Origin of the sequence: Peribacillus sp. NPDC096379 (assembly GCF_044762875.1) — a bacterium.
In the GTDB taxonomy this organism is placed as follows: domain Bacteria; phylum Bacillota; class Bacilli; order Bacillales; family DSM-1321; genus Peribacillus.
On record NZ_JBIWFD010000007.1, the window covers coordinates 1 to 19552 of the forward strand.

At 37.7% G+C, this 19552-nt stretch carries 15 protein-coding genes and 1 pseudogene; 4 read left to right on the forward strand and 12 right to left on the reverse strand.

Features of this window, described 5'->3' with window-relative positions; translation table 11 throughout:
* Window positions 1-712: 712 nt before the first annotated feature.
* A complete protein-coding gene (locus ACIQZI_RS21455; RefSeq protein WP_403077175.1) occupies window positions 713-1855 on the forward strand; it encodes a SpoIIE family protein phosphatase in 1143 nt (380 codons plus the stop codon).
* 169 nt (window positions 1856-2024) lie between these two features.
* Here ACIQZI_RS21455 and ACIQZI_RS21460 read toward each other — a convergent pair whose 3' ends face one another.
* The 6 genes and pseudogenes from ACIQZI_RS21460 to ACIQZI_RS21485 form a co-directional block, all read right to left on the reverse strand.
* A complete protein-coding gene (locus ACIQZI_RS21460; protein ID WP_403077394.1) occupies window positions 2025-2858 on the reverse strand; it encodes a CheR family methyltransferase in 834 nt (277 codons plus the stop codon).
* A gap of 397 nt (window positions 2859-3255) precedes the next feature.
* Window positions 3256-6075 carry a response regulator gene (locus ACIQZI_RS21465; RefSeq protein WP_403077177.1) on the reverse strand — a complete coding sequence of 940 codons (2820 nt, stop codon included), beginning with the start codon at window positions 6073-6075 and terminating at the stop codon, window positions 3256-3258.
* A 211-nt stretch (window positions 6076-6286) separates the two neighbouring features.
* Window positions 6287-7600: a hemolysin family protein gene (locus ACIQZI_RS21470; protein ID WP_403077180.1), complete on the reverse strand. Its 1314-nt coding sequence runs from the start codon at window positions 7598-7600 to the stop codon at window positions 6287-6289.
* A gap of 166 nt (window positions 7601-7766) precedes the next feature.
* Window positions 7767-8183 (reverse strand): MerR family transcriptional regulator, encoded by a 417-nt coding sequence (locus ACIQZI_RS21475; RefSeq protein WP_403077183.1) that lies wholly within the window; start codon window positions 8181-8183, stop codon window positions 7767-7769.
* Between the two features lie 391 nt (window positions 8184-8574).
* On the reverse strand, window positions 8575-8799 hold the full coding sequence (locus ACIQZI_RS21480; protein ID WP_403077186.1) for a hypothetical protein: 225 nt from the start codon (window positions 8797-8799) through the stop codon (window positions 8575-8577).
* A 37-nt stretch (window positions 8800-8836) separates the two neighbouring features.
* Window positions 8837-8905: pseudogene (locus ACIQZI_RS21485) on the reverse strand (hypothetical protein); the annotation flags it as partial.
* Between the two features lie 243 nt (window positions 8906-9148).
* Here ACIQZI_RS21485 and ACIQZI_RS21490 point away from each other — a divergent pair.
* Window positions 9149-10684: an MDR family MFS transporter gene (locus ACIQZI_RS21490; protein ID WP_403077189.1), complete on the forward strand. Its 1536-nt coding sequence runs from the start codon at window positions 9149-9151 to the stop codon at window positions 10682-10684.
* Between the two features lie 78 nt (window positions 10685-10762).
* On the opposite strand, the gene def is transcribed toward ACIQZI_RS21490, so the two are convergent.
* Window positions 10763-11341: a peptide deformylase gene (def, locus tag ACIQZI_RS21495; protein ID WP_062186906.1), complete on the reverse strand. Its 579-nt coding sequence runs from the start codon at window positions 11339-11341 to the stop codon at window positions 10763-10765.
* A gap of 218 nt (window positions 11342-11559) precedes the next feature.
* Between def and ACIQZI_RS21500 the strand changes: the two genes are divergently transcribed.
* On the forward strand, window positions 11560-13272 hold the full coding sequence (locus ACIQZI_RS21500; RefSeq protein WP_403077192.1) for an AAA family ATPase: 1713 nt from the start codon (window positions 11560-11562) through the stop codon (window positions 13270-13272).
* Window positions 13273-13594: 322 nt separating this feature from the next.
* Window positions 13595-14074, forward strand: coding sequence for a YtxH domain-containing protein (locus ACIQZI_RS21505; protein WP_403077195.1), 480 nt, complete (start codon window positions 13595-13597; stop codon window positions 14072-14074).
* 658 nt (window positions 14075-14732) lie between these two features.
* On the opposite strand, the gene ACIQZI_RS21510 is transcribed toward ACIQZI_RS21505, so the two are convergent.
* The 5 genes from ACIQZI_RS21510 to ACIQZI_RS21530 all read right to left on the reverse strand — a co-directional run bounded on the left by ACIQZI_RS21510 (window position 14733) and on the right by ACIQZI_RS21530 (window position 19384).
* The gene (locus ACIQZI_RS21510) at window positions 14733-15932 is read right to left on the reverse strand and encodes a M20 metallopeptidase family protein (RefSeq protein WP_403077197.1); all 1200 of its coding nucleotides are present in this window, start codon (window positions 15930-15932) and stop codon (window positions 14733-14735) included.
* An 11-nt stretch (window positions 15933-15943) separates the two neighbouring features.
* Complete coding sequence (locus tag ACIQZI_RS21515) at window positions 15944-16666, reverse strand: amino acid ABC transporter ATP-binding protein (RefSeq protein ID WP_403077199.1); 723 nt, start codon at window positions 16664-16666, stop codon at window positions 15944-15946.
* Window positions 16663-17325 (reverse strand): amino acid ABC transporter permease, encoded by a 663-nt coding sequence (locus ACIQZI_RS21520; protein ID WP_062186912.1) that lies wholly within the window; start codon window positions 17323-17325, stop codon window positions 16663-16665. Before ACIQZI_RS21520 ends, ACIQZI_RS21515 begins: the two co-directional genes overlap by 4 nt.
* Before the next feature lie 61 nt (window positions 17326-17386).
* Window positions 17387-18217 carry a transporter substrate-binding domain-containing protein gene (locus ACIQZI_RS21525; RefSeq protein WP_403077202.1) on the reverse strand — a complete coding sequence of 277 codons (831 nt, stop codon included), beginning with the start codon at window positions 18215-18217 and terminating at the stop codon, window positions 17387-17389.
* Window positions 18218-18490: 273 nt separating this feature from the next.
* Window positions 18491-19384: a peptidylprolyl isomerase gene (locus tag ACIQZI_RS21530; protein ID WP_403077205.1), complete on the reverse strand. Its 894-nt coding sequence runs from the start codon at window positions 19382-19384 to the stop codon at window positions 18491-18493.
* Window positions 19385-19552 lie beyond the last annotated feature (168 nt).

The window sequence follows — 19552 nt, forward strand, 5'->3', positions numbered from 1 at the left end:
GGCACGCCGCCAGCGTTCGTCCTGAGCCAGGATCAAACTCTCCAAAAAGTGTTTGACTTGCTCATTTGTTTTTATAGTGTGTACTCACTTCAATTAAAACGTTGGCGCTTTGTTTTGTTCAGTTTTCAAAGAGCAATTTGTTGTTAAGTAAAATTAACTTTAACATACTAATGATTAGTTGTCAACTTCTGCGAAGTTTCAACGTTATTTATACTCGCCATGTTTCTCAGCGACTAATTCATCTTATCATCCATGTTATAAGAAGTCAATTTTTTTATAAAATGATTTTTTCTTATTACTTAACTAGCCATGTCAAAATAGTAATGTTTAGCCATCGCTCAATCAGCAACTTTTATAGATTACTCCTCTTTCTTATTCTTGTCAATATCTTTTTTACCTTTAGCCTTAGATTTCTATTTCGTAAATTTCATATTCTCACTATATTATATGTTTAATATTTTGTACGGTGGGTATTGTACATGGAATGTGGACTTTTTACACCTTACACTACTAAAAATCAGAGTGTTCAGATCGCCCTATAACACTTTACTTATTTTCGATTTCTACATAACTAAGATATAATATAATGCATATAAGTTCAGCTATACATATTTTGATTATGATGGATATTCACTATCAGACCTCAATTACAGCCATGATAAACAATATGAAAAGGTACCTTCCGATGCATAAACCCAAAGGAGAATAGAGAATGACGATTTTAATCGTAGACGACAACCAGGTTAACCTTTTCGTAATAGAAAAGATATTAAAGAAAGCTGGTTATAATGATTTCACTTCGCTTACATCTGCTCAACAATTGTTTGATTATTTACACATAGACTCCGGAAGCCCCAAGGAAACGACTGTTGATATTATTCTTTTAGACATAATGATGCCCGATATTGATGGAATCGAAGCCTGCAGGCGTCTGCAAACGATCCCACATCTTAAGGATATTCCAGTTATCTTCGTTACTGCACTTGAGGATTCAAATAAAGTTGCTGAAGCTCTTGATGTAGGCGGCATCGACTACATTCTAAAACCAATAAATAAAGTGGATTTACTTGCACGCATCCGAGTTGGACTTCGTCTTAAATATGAAAAAGACTGGCATCGAATGCAAGATGAAAAAATGGCACGTGAACTTGATTTGTCCATGCAAGTACAAAGTAGTCTGCTGAGCGAGCCCATATCCCTTGAGAACCTAGTCATTAAAGCATCATATTTTCCAGCTAATAAATTAGCTGGAGATATGTATTATTGGCATCGAATTGACGATAAGCGATACGGGGTCATCTTGTTGGATATGATGGGACACGGAATTACCGCTTCCTTAGTCTGTATGTTTATCTCATCTGTCTTACGCGACGCAATACGAACTCATACAAATCCAGAAGAAGTTATTAATGAGCTTAACCACTGGATGTCAATTTTAAATAAAGAGGAAAACCAAGTTCATTATTATTTCACTGCCATCTATCTGATTATTGACACACAAGAAAAAACAGTAGACTATGTGAACGCAGGACACCCACCCGGTTTTGCCTTAATTGATAACAAAGAGGTATTTCCTCTTTCAAATGGAAGCTGTCCAGTTGGATTTTTCAATGACATGAAGATAGAAAAGGATACTTTGACTTACCAAGATGACATTCAAATACTTTTATTTACAGACGGGGTAATGGAGGCACTTGAAACTAACGAAGCAGACGGGCTAGTTCAATTAAGGAAAGCTGTTTCAAAAAAATGGCTGACTTGCCGCGAAGATGCTCCCATCGATTTAGTCTTGCCAAAACACCTTCAGATAGATCAACCAGATGACATGTGTGTTGTCTTAATTCAAGCAAATTAGGAAAATCAGTTATACTTTTTAATTTACTTTCAAATAAGAGCGGGGATGCCTCAATAGGATCAGACCCTTTTTTAGGCATCCTCGTTTTTAAAAAATAAATTAGATTTTTTAGTTCCTTGTGCAAACAGCCTACCCATTGTTTCATCAGACATGGCTGCTTTAGTTTTCCTTATACTTTACGATAAATTTTCTCCAGAGAATCAAAATCTTCATATTTATCACAAAATAACATAGTACGAATGGTTTCTTTACTTCCTAATCCAAGAAAACCACCTTTACTTAGACTATCGTAGAATAACTGATTAACGTCCTCTTGCAATTCTGCTGTAAAATAAATCATAACATTCCTACACATGATAACGTGAAATTCATTAATAGAACTATCTGTAACCAGATTGTGCTGAAAAAAGTCAATATTACGGAGCAAATCAGGATTTAAATAGGCATGCTCGTAATCTGTAGAATAGTATTCGGAAAAAGCTTGATTCCCACCTGCTTGCAGATAGTTTTTTGTATAAGACTGCATTCGAGTTAATGGAAGAACCCCTTTTTCTGCTTGTTGTAATACTTTCTCACTCATATCTGTTGCATAGATTTTCGCTCGATCATAAAGGCCTTCTTCTTCAAGCAAAATCGCCATTGAAAATGCTTCTTCTCCAGTAGAACACCCCGCATGCCAAATCCGGATTTCAGGAAGTTCTCTTAAGTACGGGATCACTTTGTTCCTAAAAGTTTTAAAAAATCCAGGGTCCCGAAACATCTCTGTTACATTAATCGAAAAGTCTTCCAGCATTTTTTCAGCATACCCTTTTTCATACATTACCTTTTCAATTAACCCGCTAATTTTCTGTACTCGCTCCAACCTCATTCGGTTTTCAATCCGTCTCTTAATTGAAGATCTCATATACCGACGAAAATCGAAACCAGAAACGCGGTAGATTGCTTGCAACAGTAAATCTATTTCAAAATCTTCTCTTTCCTCAATGGTTAATAAATCTTTCATGTAATTATCCTTCCCAAATCTCTCCAAAATTGTTTTTAGTAAGAAATGCGCTAGCCCTCCTAATACCAATACAGAAGTCGCGACGTACCCTAAACGTCCAACTGGTAATGGTTTTAAAATATTAAAAACCCACACTTTATCTTCCTTTACTGAAAGTTATATGACTACGAAGAATGGACCACTTGCCTTAATCAGTAAAAACTTATCGGTTTCTTCCCCAAAACAAAAGCGCAAGCACCTAATGTATGGACGCTAAACGCTTTTGCATGACTTATGCCTATTTAATTATTGATACCCCATTACTCTTTGTATCAAACCATCACAAATACAATCTTCCATACACTTCTCTTATGATTAACCTAACTAAGTCGGATAGTCGAAGAATAAACCGAAATCTTCATATTGGTTTTACGGTTCCATTCGTCAACCAAACTCGTAATACAGAAAGAAGTTGGTTTAGCTTGAGCGGCTTGCTAACATAATCGGAGGCTCCTGCTTTCAAGCATTTCTCACGGTCACCTTTCATTGCTTTAGCTGTCAAAGCAATGATTGGCATGTCATTAAACTGACCGGTACTACGAATTCGACGCATCGTTTCATACCCGTCCATTTCAGGCATCATAATATCCATCAGAATAGCGTCAATTGTATGGTCTTTTTTAACGATTTCTAAACATTCCAGTCCATTCTTAGCAGTTAGGATTTTCATTCCTTGCTGTTCAAGCGCATTTGTTAAAGCATAAATATTGCGATGGTCGTCATCCACAACTAAAACCGTTTTGTTTTGGAAGAGATTATTTGGTTTATGTGTCTCAGTCACACTTTGTCCTTCCACAGAAGGTTCATGGTTAAATCCAACGCTTTTACTAACAGGCTCATTTATCATTGCCGCCACTTGTAGAAGGGCAGAGCCAACTTCATCTGATTCCTCGATACCTTCTGGTAGACTAGGGATGAATAGCGTGAAGACACTTCCTTTCCCTTCTTCACTATCAACAATAAGCCATCCTCTAAGTAATTTAGCAAACTCTCGGCAAATCGATAAACCCAAACCGGTACCGCCATATTTTCTCATGGTTGCACCATCGCCCTGCTGAAATGCTTCAAAAATCAACTGTTGCTTAGATTTCGGGATACCGATCCCAGTATCAGCAATGGAAACTTCAAGCCAGCCATCCGCTCCATTTGTATTGATCCACTTACCTAGTTTCTTTTCTTCTGCACACTTAATATGAACAGATATTGAGCCAGTTTCCGTAAACTTAAAGGCATTAGACAATAGATTTTTCAGTATTTGCTGTAAGCGCTGTTGATCGGTAAAGAATATATCTGGTACATCCTTATCCTTTTGTACGTTAAATTCCAGTCCTTTTTTCTGAGCAACATGCTCAAAATTCCGCGTAAGCAATTCAGGTAATTCACTTACATTCATTTCGTCAAAAACAACATCCATTTTTCCTACTTCAACTTTTGATAAATCCAAAATATCATTGATAAGCGATAACAAATCTCGCCCTGAAGAATGAATAACCTTAGCAAAATCTTGTTGCTCCTCTGACAAAGTACTTTCGTGCTCTGAAAGCATCTCAGATAGAATAAGTATACTGTTAAGAGGTGTTCGTAATTCGTGAGACATATTAGCTAAGAACTCTGATTTATACTTCGAACTTTGTTTCAACTGTACAGCCTGATCTTCAAGATTTAATTTAGCACGCTGCAATTCTCTTGATTTCGCTTCTGTTTCACGATTTCTTTCTTCCAGTTGTTCATTAATCATGCGTAGCTCTTCCGCTTGCGTCTGGAGTTCTTCGGATTGGGCTTGCATTTCTTCGGATTGAGATTGCAATTCCTCCGATTGTACTTGCAATTCTTCTGTTTGAGCCTGTGATTCTAGTAAGAGTCGTTCTATTTCTACACGACCCTGTACGCTATTGATCGTAATCCCAAGTGTTTCAAGAACACGTCGAAGGAAGTTTTGCTGTAACTTTGTGAAAGTTTCAAAACTGGCAAGCTCAATTACAGCAACAACCTCATCTTCAAAAACAACCGGTGCAATGAAAATGCTTTTTGGCGCTACTTCTCCTAAGCCTGTTGATAATACTTTATAATCATTTGGGACTTGATTGATAATCTGTGATTCTTTTTCTAAGGCACACTGACCAATTAAACCTTCCCCTAATCTGAACTCCAGACGTCCTACTTCTTCTCCATCAGCATAGGATGAAAGTTTTACAAATTTAGCTTCTTCTCCTTGTCCTCTTTTAATATAAAAGACTCCTAGAGAAGCTCCCATCAAAGGCGTCAATCTACCGATAACACGCTGACCAAGGGTTTCCATAGTAACGATACGTTGATACATCGTAGCAATGTCGGCCAGTCTAGTCTGAACCCAATTTTGCTCACTAATTTCCGTTGTGAAATCTTTTTCTTTTTGATAGGATACTTCTAATGATGCCGCCATCTCATTAAAAGCTTGGGCAATATCGCCAATTTCATCTTTGGTCTTCACATGTATACGCGGAAGGTCCGTTAAATAATTAAAATCAACTTTTTTCATTATACTTGTGATAGATCTCAGATCCTTGATCGTGCTTCGAATCAACCAAATCATCGTGATAGTAATAACAATAATCACTAGGCCAACAGAGATTATGATAAATCGCATAATTGCATTATAGGTTTCATTCGCTTCTTTCAACGCCTCATTCATCAAACCTTCTTGGAAATCTTTGAATTTCTCTATAGAACTCGTTACTTTCAATCTCTTATCTCTTTGTTCATCCATAAGTACATTTAAATCAGATGCAGATTTACCTTGCTCAAGTGCATAAATGATTTCTGTTTCCGTTATCACATAGGAACCATAATTCGCTTCAAGCTGTTTAATCAACTGCGATGCTTGGCTTCTATTTACAACTTGCGACAACTCAGCAATCTTCAAATTAATTTCGCTTTGATTATTTTTAATTATCTCCAAACTATTTCTAACTTCTTGTTCATTAATGGAATCATTGACCGCATAAAGAATTTCCCGATCGCTACGTGAAAAGAATTGACGTATTTCCATTGCAGTACTTACTTTAACATACCGATCCTCAACGATTTCCGTTATATTGCTTTTTACACTGTTCACCATATATACAATACCTAGTAGCATGATCGCTAAAAAAAGGATGATTACGCCAAATACTACTAATTGTTTCTTTTTAAAACTCACCCTATCTCCTGCCCCTCATGATTTTATTTATACAATCTAACTCTCAAACGATTAATGGTACTCGCCAAAAAGGAATGTGACTCTCATGATTCATATCATAGTAACTATTTTACCACTTTAGAAAATTCACGTCTCTTTAATCCCCAGATAGGCAAAAAACCAAAGATCTGTTCAATCGAATGAACCTTTGGCTTTTTTCAAATCTATTCTTTTATTTAACTAAAGACGAACTTATCTTCTTGACTTCTATATATAAAACATGATGTCCATCCATCTCTTTCACAGTGAATTCATAGTCCTCGAATTCCCTTTTATCTCCTACTGCCACATCATATTTACCAGTTAAAATCCAACCACCAATCGTGTCTATGTCCATTTCAGGCAGATGGATTCCTAATGTAGAGTTGATATCTCCTATTAATGTTTTGGCATCAAAAACAAAATGATCATCTGTTATTTTTTGGATATTCGGTCGTTCATCCTGATCAAATTCATCACGGATATCACCAACAATTTCTTCTAAAATATCCTCAACCGTTACTAAACCTGCTGTTCCACCATATTCATCTGACAAAATCGCCATATGAATTCGTTCTTTTTGCATTTTAAGCAGTAAATCATGAATAGGTATCGTCTCAAGTACACGAATAACCGGAGTGATAAATTCATCAACATTTAAATCGGTCACATTTTCTTCCGTTATTGTAGCCGTATAAAGCCGTTTAATATTTACCATTCCAACTATATTATCTTTATCCCCCTCTGTTACTGGGTATCTTGTAAATTGTTCTTCTTGGATTAATTCAATGACTTCAAGAAGCGAAGTTCCTTTTTCAAACGTTACCATTTCCGTTCTTGGCACCATGATTTCATTGGCAATTCGATTATCAAATTCAAAGATTTTATTCACATATTTATATTCAGATTGATTAATTTCACCGCTTTTGTAGCTCTCTGATAAAATTAAGCGTAATTCCTCTTCGGAATGGGCTAATTCATTCTCAGAAGCAGGTTTCATGCCAAACATACCGACGAGCAGACGAGAGGAACCATTAAGAACCCAGATAAAAGGATACATAATACGGTAGAACCAAATTAAAGGTTTAGCAAATATAAGCGTAACTTGCTCAGCTTGCTGAATAGCAACTGTTTTCGGTGCCAATTCACCAACAACAACGTGCAAGTATGTTACTGAAGCGAAAGCAATGGCGAATGACAGGATGCTTATTGCTGGTTCAACGACATTCAATTTTTCAAACAAAGGATGCAAAACCGCCTCGACCGTCGGTTCCCCTAACCAACCAAGACCAAGGGCGGTAACCGTAATCCCTAATTGACAAGCAGATAAATACTCATCAAGATGAGTCGTTACCCTCTTCGCAGCAAGTGCATTCTTATGTCCTTCTTCAATTAATTGGTTTATACGTGAACTTCTCACTTTGACAATGGCAAATTCAGAAGCAACGAAAAAAGCTGTTAAAGCAATTAGTAATGCTATGGCTAACAATTTTATGGTAATCTCCAATGCGGGTGGGTAATCGGTAAACAATCCTTTTTTGATTCTGCTATCTTGTATTGATCAAAATAAGGAAACACTTGAATACGATTAAATCCCAGGCACCTCCTGTAAAAGTATCTCTAATTTTTATATATAATGTACACATAATCTCGAATTCTTAACCCACTGAACATTACAATAGTAAAAGCAACAATGACTGCATTAATGTCACACTTTCATGTGACACGTGATTTTTTAATGGTTTTTTTTTCTTTTCACTTTCAAGCAATCTTATAACCATTTGCAACTCTTCATTTAAGTCATTCAATTTTTCATTTAATTGCTCTTCAGATGGATTTATCTTAGACTCGCCTTCTTGGTTAAGCATCATCCTGATATGGTCAAGTGAATGTTGCTTCTTTTTATATGTGACAATTTTTCGTAACCGTTCAAGTTCACCATATTTGTAATAGCGGTAATTAGAAGCAGAACGTTCTGGTTTTAATAATCCGAGATTTGTATAATAGTCGACTGTGCGCTTTGTCACATTCGCTAATTGTGCTAGTTCACCAATTCTTAGTCTCTCGTTCCCAACATAGTTACCTCCCAACTATCACGTTATGGTTTTGTTTGATTTAACGACTCAAACATAGTTCTATTTTACAAGATGAATGAGCATTTGAGAAATTTTTTTCACTATAGCACATAATTTTCTTAAAAAATAAAAAACCGACTTTCCTTAAGCAAGAATAATCGGTTGAAATGAATGATTTTATTTATTCGTTTTAGAAGCTTGGAGTCCAATAAGAATCTTAGGACCACATTGACATAAAGCTGAATGTTTTAATTTTTTTATAGGTGCTCCACACGTGTTACACATTTTCACTGCCATGAAACGTCCTCCTCTTTTACTCGCTTTTCTTAATAGTATACTACTTTTCATTTAATAATCAATATCAGTTTGTAATCATTATAATTTAATTGCATTACAGGACTAATTACTATCTTCTCTCTGCCATTAACTTTTCGTTTTCCTGATCCATAATCATTGTTACCTTTTCCATAAAACTAAGAATGATAGCTAATTCTTCTTCAGTATATGTCTGGCACGCTTCTTTGTTCGCTTCTGCCAATGATTCGAAATGATCTTTTATTTGTTTTTGTCGCTTTTGAATCGGGGTTATCATGACTTTCCTGCGATCTTCCTCGTCTTTTTCTCTCAACATAGCCTGTTTTTTCAAGCCGATCAATAAGCGCCGTAACTGAACCTGAGCTTAGACCAGTCATTCTTGACAGTTCAGCCGCGGTAATGGGCCCTGTTCCATTTAAAATTTCTGCTGTCTTTAAATCTGTCTAAACGCCCCCCATCTCTTGTTGAAATAAGACGCTCCTCATCCCATATTTATGTAGGCTTTATAACAAACTCTCTAACATCTCTCGTTTTTGCAGATTATCCCTTGACATGGACTGGAACCTCCCACTAAACTTGGTTTTATCTCGATTATCAAGATAGTTATTTTTAATTTTTTTCAAATGAACTAATTACATGGGTCCATTAAAAAAAGGGGGATTTAATTGATAGCTGATATTCAACAGAATAAAAATCAAAACCTTATTGTTGCTGGTTTACTTTTAGCAATTTTCATGTCGGCGATGGACAATACCATTGTTGCTACGGCGATGGGGACCATCGTTTCAGATTTAGGAGACTTTGATAAGTTTGTCTGGGTCACATCTGCCTATATGGTTGCCACAATGGCTGGGATGCCGATTTTCGGGAAACTTTCCGACATGTATGGTCGCAAACGTTTTTTCATTTTTGGTCTTATTGTTTTTCTACTTGGATCTGCATTATGCGGAATTGCCCAAAGCATGGTCCAACTAAGTATTTTTAGAGCTATACAAGGGATTGGCGGTGGAGCCCTAATGCCGATTGCCTTTACGATTGTATTTGATATTTTCCCACCTGAAAAACGCGGAAAAATGACTGGATTACTCGGTGCTGTTTTTGGGGCATCAAGTGTTATGGGACCTTTATTAGGCGCTTATATTACTGAGTATATAAGTTGGCATTGGGTTTTTTATGTGAACGTACCCATTGGATTAGTATCCTTATTTTTCGTACTACGCTACTATAAAGAATCTCCACAAGTTCAGGAACAAAAAATTGATTGGGGCGGAGCTACAACACTTGTCATCGCCGTAATTAGTCTCATGTTCGCACTTGAACTAGGCGGTGGTAAATATAGCTGGGACTCAATCCAGATTATCGGCTTGTTTACTAGTTTCGCCGTGTTCTTGTTATTATTTTTCTTTTTCGAAAAAAGAGCGCAAGAACCAATCATATCTTTCTGGATGTTCAAAAATCGATTATTTGCCACTTCGCAAATTTTAGCGATTCTTTATGGGGCATCGTTTATTATTTTAACTGTTTATATTCCGATCTTTGTCCAAGCTGTATATGGAGGATCCGCTACAAATGCAGGGCTTATCCTTATGCCAATGATGCTCGGTTCTGTGGTTGGAAGTGCATGCGGTGGGATTTTCCAAACGAAAGCAAGCTTCCGCAATTTAATGATTATTTCAATAACCGCTTATTTTATTGGCATGTTCTTGCTCGGAACATTAACACCTGAAACAAGCAGAGGATTGCTCACCCTTTATATGACAATCGTTGGTATTGGAGTTGGCTTTTCATTTTCTTTACTACCAACAGCATCCATACATGGTTTAGAGCCGCGTTTTCGAGGATCCGCTACCTCAACGAATTCATTTTTGCGATCATTTGGAATGACGTTAGGTATCACCATTTTCGGCGCCATACAAAATCATGCATTTACGAGCAAATTAGCTGATTCATTTAAAGGGATGGGGAATGGTGCTGAAGGGACGTTTACTAATCTTAAAGATTCACGTGAGCTGTTCCAATCAGAAGCTCGTGCAAACATTCCAGACTTTGTTCTTAACAAGATTGTACAAGCCATGTCAGATTCGATTTCCTTAATTTTTATGTTGGCACTTATTCCAATTAGCCTAGCAGTTATTACCGTTTTCTTTATGGGGAACACACGCGTTAAAGCGACGCAAAAAGGGGCTGTAAAACAAAAATAAAACAAGGCTGTCTTTATGACAGCCTTGTTTTATTTCCCAAAATTGTTTCGTATCAAACCTTACTTTACGGATTACATTTCATATACTTGTAATATCTACATTATCAGGAAGTTTAAATGGATTTTTTTCATTAATCCTGTCATAGAACATGACGCCATTTAAATGGTCCAATTCATGCTGGAATACGATGGCTGGGAACCCTTTCAGGCGAAGTTGGATCTCCTCCCCTGCTAAGTCCGTTGCTTTCACTTTGACACGCTCATATCTTGGCACGTAACCACTTATGTCACGGTCAACAGAAAGACAGCCTTCGCTTTGGGGCAAGTAGACCATTGATGCTGAATGACTGATAATTTTAGGATTAACGAGCGCATGTTCATACAGGTTTCCTTTTACGTCTGTAAAGTACATGACGAACATTCGTTTATTCAAACCGATTTGATTCGCAGACAGCCCTACTCCAGCACGTAAATGATACTTCTTTGCTGTATCTGGGTCCTGACTATTTTTCAGGAACTGCATCATACTCTCCAATGTTTCTTTGTCTTCTGCAGAAAGGGGCAGTTTCACTTCTTCCGTATTCTGACGTAATATCGGATCGCCCTCTCTCACAATATCGTCCATTGTAATGATATAATCTCGCTTAAATTTATTCATTCATAACCATTCCTCTATTGTTGTTTGAGAACTAGTCTCATGCCTTTTCACTTTACCATGCCACACTTATTACTGTCTAACAACGAACTTACTACTGAAAAAAATAAACCTCGTTATAGATCATTACATTATTTCCCACTATAAATAGTACAAAAGAACCATTTATAATAGAAGTTAGTTCACTATACTAGTTTCATATAATAAAGGGAGATGAGAAATTGAACGCAAACTCTAGATTCGTTTCGAAATTCTTGCCAATCTTTGTGGCATTACTCGTGATCATTTCCGGTGTTTTATTGTATGCTGTTAATCAGCCACAGAAAACAGAAATTCCTTTTTCTTCAGTCGAAAGTACGATTGTAGCTCAAAATGGTGAATTAGTAACGTTGAAGGAAAACCAGAATGGTACGCTGACATTAATTACTCCAGATAGAAGTTATATTTCTCACGTACCACCGAATAGCCAATTAGTAAACAAGCTTGTTGAAACATATAATGTTCAGTATTCGTTCTCATCAACTAGCCCATTTAGTTTATGGTTGTTAGGCGGATTAATCGCTGCATTAGTGGCAACCACCATTATTATACAAAGAAAAACAAAAGGTGGCATTGGAATCGGAAAAATGAAGAATAGTGTTTCTTCTGCAAAACCGCTCCCAGCCATTACCCTTGATGATATCGGCGGATTACAGACCGAAATTAAAGAAGAAATTCTACAGACACTTTCCATTTTAAAAGAGCCTGAGCGTTCAGAAAAATTAGGAATCACCGCTCCAAAAGGAATTCTATTATATGGGCCTCCCGGAACCGGGAAGACGTTGCTTGCTCAGGCCATCGCCAAAGAAATGGGTGCAAATTTCTTTTCTACAAGCGGTTCAGCCTTTAATGAAATGTTTGTCGGTGTTGGGGCTTCTCGTGTTCGTAGTTTATTCCAAAATGCAAGAAAACAAACACCAGCGGTCATTTTTATTGATGAAGTAGATGCTTTAGCCGCTAAACGAAAAGAACATGGCGGCGAAGAAGGAGAAAAAACATTGACTGAGCTACTCGTTCAGCTTGATGGCGGACATTCAAACGATGGAATTTTGTTTATCTCCGCTACGAACCGAAAGGATATGTTAGATGACGCCTTCCTGCGCCCTGGACGGATTGATTTTTCATTCCAGGTGCCGCTGCCAGATACGAAAGGCCGGAAAGAAATTATTGATATCCACGCAAAAGGCAAGCAGCTGTCAAAAGATGTTCTTCTTTCTCTTGATACGTTAGCTGAAAGCACCTCAGGTTTTTCCGGTGCGGATTTAAGTGCACTATTTGATACGGCCTCCAGACGGGCTTTACGTAATGGACAAGAGTTTATTGAGAAAAGTGATCTTGATTATGCCATTGACCGGACAATTTTAGGCACCACATCACGTTCATTGAATGATCCTGAAACAAAAAGACGTGTCGCCATTCATGAAAGCGGACATGCCCTTGTGGCTACGATTACGAAACCAGGTTCTGTTCGTAAAGCAACCATCATTCCCCGTGGCGATGCACTCGGATATGTTGCACCGCTTCATAAAGAACTGCATTTAGCCACGACTAGTGAATTACTCGATCAAGTCAAAATGATTCTTGCTGGCGGTGTTTCAGAGCGGATGTTTTTGGGTGAACATAGCATCGGTGTAAGCGGTGATGTCAAACAAGCGAAACATCTACTTGAACAAATGGTTGAAACCGGAATGCTTCAAGACGGTTTTACTCTTACGTTCAATAAAGGGGAAAAAGAGAAAAAGATGCAGGAATTATTTAACGAAGCGATTCAGGCAACCGAAAAACTTATCAGTAGGAATCGCGAACAATACGAAGAACTTGTCGAAGCGTTATTAAAGAAGGAAACACTTGATGGATCAGAGGTTGAAGAAATCATTGGTTCTGATCGACCCTAAATCGCCCTTGTTTGATAAAAACCCTCCTTGGCACTGATGATTGCCTAGGAGGGTTTTTATTTTTATGTTCCTACCATCCACATAGTAGCAGTGACTGTAAGAACATTACCAAAGATTCATTAACTGTAAATATAAAGGTCGATATACACTTCTGTACCTATTAAATTAGCAAAATTAATGAATCTGTCTTTTTAACCCTTCCTTAAGAGTTCGTATTAAGGTCCTCAACAATTACTGTAAAACTAAATGATGTAGTTTAACAAATAAGTAAACCGGGAAAATACAAACTAGCTAATCATTTTGATGCTAGGAGGAATTAAACATGGGTCAAGCTGCAGATGATCAAAATAATAGTAAACTGGTAAAAGGAATAATTGTCGGGGGAATTATAGGTGGAGCACTCATGCTCCTAAATTCATCAACAAGGACCAAAGTAAAAGAAACAGCATTGGATATTAAAGACTCATCCTTGGACATGATTACCCAAGTGAAAGAAAACCCGAATGAAGTGAAAGATAATATGATTAACCGTTTTAAATCAGCATCCGAAGTACTAAAAGAGGCAATCAGTGATGCTCAAGACCTTTATTCAATAATTAATGAAGATGTGTTCAGCAAAGTAAGTGAGGTCAAGGATATTTCAACGGATGCCGCGTCTACAGTAATGGACGCCAAAGATGATTTAGCGGGCATAGGCTCCAAGATCGCTGAAGCAAGTAGTCAATTAAAGGACGCTTCAACAGAATCTATAGCTAATTCTAATCAGCCACAACAAGTGAATGAATCGATCAAGTCAAAATGATTCTTGCTGGCGGTGTTTCAGAGCGGATGTTTTATGGTTAAAACCGGAATGCTTCAGGATGACTTCACTCTTACGTTCAATAAAGGCGAAAAAGAACAAAAAAATGCAGGAATTATTTAACTAAGGCGACTCAAGCAATTGAAAAACTTATCAGTAGGAATCGCGAACAATACGAAGAACTTGTCGAAACATTATTGAAGAAAGAAACACTTGAAGGATCTGAAGTGGAAGAGATTGTCGGCAGTGGACGAACTAAAATAGCACTTGTTTAAAGACATGGGGACTGGGCTTCGCGACTTACTATTCTAGACAATCCCTTTGAAGTTATACGTACTTTAGTAAGGAAGTATTTCAAAATTCTGCTTCGCACCGCCACCATTGTGATTAGGCGAGCGTAGCGTGCTTAATGATAGATCATTCATAGTAAATTGTGGGGTTTAAACGCCATATTCGTTTTGTATAAATAGATTCCATTAAGTCCAGTAACTCAAGATTATAATGTTTATGTATCCAAATCGCACAGGATTTCTAGAAATTCTGTGCGATTTGTGTGCAATCTAAGCAATGAATATTAATTGAGATGAGAGTAGGTTGTTAATTTTACCTCGTTTATGTTGTTTGTCATCTTCTATGCAACTAAACAGGTGCTTTGCTTTTCTTATTTGTCTTGCAGTAATTGAAAAGCAGCTTGGACCATCCATTTTACGCCGACTTTGATAGCTTCTTCGTCGACCATAAATTTGGGGTGATGCAAGTCGTAGGTAATTCCTTTTTCTTCATTTCTCGAGCCTAGCCATACATAGCATCCAGGTACTTCTTTTTGATAGTACGAGAAATCCTCTCCACCCATAGTTGAATCGGCTAGAAGCGTATTTGCTTCACCTACAACGGATATTGAAGCGGAGCGCGCAATTTCTGTTACTCTAGCATCATTTACTACGGCAGGAATTAAAAATTTGTAATCAATTTCGACTTCGCCGCCAAGTCCGGTAACCGTATTTGTCACGACTTTTGTAAAAATCTCATAGATGTTTTGTCTAACTTCTTCATTTGAAGTTCTGACGGTTCCTTTTAAAATAGCGCGATCGGGGATGACATTATTGGTTGCACCTGCTTGAAAAGAACCAATACTTACAACCGCAGATTCTTTAGAGGAGATGTTACGGCTTACGATTGTTTGGAGCTGACTAACAACGGCACTCCCTATTACGATTGGGTCAATGGTTCTTTCAGGCAGTGCCGCATGTCCACCTTTCCCTTTTATCGTAAGGGTAAAGTCGTCCACACTTGCCATAAAGAAACCTGCTTTTATCCCCATTGTACCTGTAGGAATGTCGGGGGAATTATGGAGACCAATGATCGATTTTACACCTTTTAATAAACCTGCTTCAATGAGGGATACAGCTCCTCCTTCGGTTTCTTCCGCTGGTTGAAATAATATACGAACATTCCCTGGTAGGATCTCACTAAGCCCTTGCAAGATAATCGCAGCACCTAATGCGATCGTTGTGTGGACATCATGGCCGCACATATGGCTGACGCCGTCTATTTTGGAACGAAACGGCAGATTAGACTCTTCTTGAATCGGTAGCGCATCAATATCTGCACGTAAAGCAATGGTCGGCCCTTGTTGTTTTCCAACCACTGTTGCCGCTGTCCCTGTTTTTAAGTCAGTAGGAATTTGTGAAATTCCAAATTCATCTAACCATTCGTTTAAACGTTTTGTCGTTTCAAATTCCTTGTTACTAATTTCAGGATTCATATGAAGATGTCTTCTGATTTCAATTAATCGAGGGAATAAATGATCTACTTTTTCTTCTAGCATGGCGGAAAACTCTTTAGTTGAAACTTCGTTCATGATCGCCCCTCCTATTTCAAATGTCCTAAAAATTCTTTCGTTCGCTCATGCTTCGGCTGATCGAAGATGTCCTCTGGAGAGCCTTGCTCAACAATATAGCCTCCATCCATAAAGATCACACGATCAGCTACTTCCTTAGCAAATCCCATTTCATGTGTGACGACCACCATCGTCATCCCTTCCTTTGCCAATTGTTTCATGACTGCCAGTACCTCACCGACTAATTCTGGATCAAGGGCAGATGTGGGTTCATCAAACAGCATAATTTTTGGTTCCATAGCCAATGCTCTAGCAATTGCCACACGTTGTTTTTGTCCCCCAGATAATCGATTAGGGAACTCATCTACTTTGTCTTCTAATCCTACTTTTTTAAGAAGTTCCATGCCTTTTTTCTTCGCCTGATCCTTTGTCACCTTTTTTAACAAGACAGGTGCTTCCATGATATTCCCGATTACGGTCCGATGAGGGAATAAATTAAATTGCTGAAAAACCATCCCGATGTCCTGACGAAGTTTGTTTAATGAGGACTCTTTTGACTCAACTATTTTTCCATTAATAGTGATCGTCCCACTGTCAGCTACTTCTAAACAATTCATGCAGCGGAGAAACGTACTTTTCCCAGAGCCACTGGGTCCGATAATCACGACAACTTCACCGGGAGCAACGTCTAAATCGATCCCTTTTAAAACTTCTAATTTATTAAATGTTTTCACTACATTGTTACATGAAATCATTCATATGCACCTACCTTTTTCTCAATTTTCCCTATAATAAAGGACATGACAGTCGTTAATAGTAAGTAGATTAAGCCAACCAGGAAAAAGACTTCCATATAACGGTACGTACTGCTGATAATTTGTTGGCCTGTCCGTAACAAATCATATAAGGCAATTGTTGATACAAGGGATGACTCTTTAATTAAAGCAATAAATTCGTTCCCTAGAGGCGGCAGCATTCGGCGAAAGGCTTGAGGAACGATGACGCGTCTCATAGATTGACTTGAACTTAATCCAAGTGATCTTGCTGCTTCCATTTGTCCTTTATCGATCGATTGAATCGCCCCTCTGGCAATTTCCGCAATATAAGCAGCTGCATTTATCGATAGTGCTATGCAGGCCGAAACAAATGGCGGCATCGTAAGGGCGCTGAATACCGATGGAATGGCAAAGTGGATGATAAATAATTGCAATAATAGAGGGGTGCCACGTATTACCCAAATGAAAAATCTACTTAGCTGTGATAAAAGAGGGTTCTTTGAAACCCGGCCAAGTCCAACCAGTAATCCTAATATACTTCCAAAAATCACCCCAATTACCGCGATTTCAACGGTAACTAAAGCCCCCTGTAATAAGTATGGTAAATATGTAAGTGCAAAGGATAAAAAATCGTTCATTTCTCTCTCTCCTTTTGAAAATAAAACGGATAAAACGGTTGCCCGGTTTATCCGTCATAGATTATTTTTTTGTAATGTCCGTCTCAAACCACTTTTCACTGATTTTACTTAATGTCCCATTATCTTCAACAGTCTGCACTGCTTTTTCTAAGGCTTCCCGAAGCTGAGTATCATTTTTTCGAACAGCAATACCCATAGGTTGTACTTGGAATGCTTCTCCTACAACTTCAAATTCTCCAGGCTTGGTCGCCATATAATAACGGCCAATCATTTCTCCTACAACAGCAGCCTCTACACGTCCAAGTCCCATGTCATTGAATACATCGGTAGTCAAATCATATTTTTTTACTTCTTTAAGCCCGCTTATAGAATTCGCAGCTGTTTCACCTGTAGAACCTAATTGGACCCCGACAGTCTTTCCTTTCAAATCATCTACTGATTTGATATTTAACGGATTTCCTGTTTTTACAGCCAAAATTTGTCCGACACCAAAGTATTCGACAAAATCAACTTTTTTCTTTCTCTCATCCGTTACATTCATGGAAGATAAAATCATGTCAAATCGTTTCGCATCTAAACCAGGGATAATTCCATCCCATGCTGATGGGACAAATTTCACTTTAACGCCGATTTCCTTGGCAAGTGCTTCGGCAAAATCAATATCAAAACCTACCAACTCATTTTTATCATTGCGATATTCCATAGGTGGGAGTGTATCATCTAAGCCAATGGTGATTTCACCCTTTTCTTTTATTTCAGCTAAGGTATCGCCACCCGTTTCATTTTCACCTTGTTTATTATTTGAACTATCAGGCAATTTAGGTTGTGTGCCACAAGCTGTAACCATTAAAGCAATTGCCACCATTAATAATGATATTATGACCTTTTTCATATTTATCCCCTCACACGTCTTTACTTCTTTACCCCTTTATCTATTTAGCGAAATAAAGTATTCTGATAAAATCATTTTACGAAAATGATGGGTAAAATGCAAGATGTTTTTTTATCAACTTCCGATACCTTTCCGCTGCTATAGGCTAATAAAGCTCGAAAATTGCGGAATTTGGCTCTTTTCTCCCTCTTTTTTAAACACACACTTAAAACAACCCAAAGAAAAAAACGAGCAATTTCTGCTCGTTTCTTTCTTTGGATCTTGAATTCATTATTACTTCTCAGGAACTAATGTATTACTAATCTTGTGATCTTTTTTCGTCTCTGTTAGCCATGTCGGGAATTCAGAGGATAGTTTTTGAGTTTTGAGAGCTTCTTTGATGTCTTTTTTACTATCTTCAAAGCTCGCTGCTTTCGCTTCCTTTTTACCAGTTACTTGAATGATATGATAACCAAATTCTGTTTTAACTGGATCACTGATCTCGTTTATCTTCATGGAGAAAGCTGCCTTTTCAAACTCTGGTGCCATTTCATCTTTTCCGAAATAGCCTAACTTCCCTCCATTGGAAGCATTTGCGGCATCAGTAGAATATTCCTTTGCTAATTTAGTAAAGTCGCCTCCATCAGCTAATTTCGTAGCTACTTCTTTAGCTGTCGCTTCATCCTTCACTAAAATATGACTTGCTTCTACTTGCTCAGCTTGCGCATACTGGTCTTTATTGGCTTCGAAATACTCCTTCATTTCATCATCTGTAATCTTGATTCTAGGCTCTAATAATTTTACAGTCTTTAAATACGAGCGAATATCTTCTTCAATATCCGCAGTTTTCAAGCCACTACTTGCAAGCTGCGCTTCGAACGTATCTTTTCCACCATATGACTCCATCATCGTATCGAGCTCTGTTTGAATTTCCTTATCTGTGATTTTCACTTTTTCTTTATCTGCTTCAAGGTCAACCAATTTATTCGTAATCATTGTATCTAAGACAGTCGCTCCATATTGACTGACAAGGGCATCGTACAACTCGTCCTTACTAATTTTATTTCCATCCACTTCTGCCACGGTCTCATTGCTTGAAAAAGCGGCAATAAGTACGGCTGCAGCGACAATAAGCAGAATGGCTGCACCCCATATATACGTTTTTGTACTTTTAAAGAAATCTTTCATCAGCGCTCTCCCTTATCATTAATACGTTCGTTTCTATGATTTTTTCTTATTCATTCATCATATCGAGAAAATATGACGAAACTATGAACGAGTCTTTAAATAAGTGTGAAAATCACATATTTTTGTCAAAATGAAAAAGAGGCTATCCTAAACCAAATGGTCAAACCA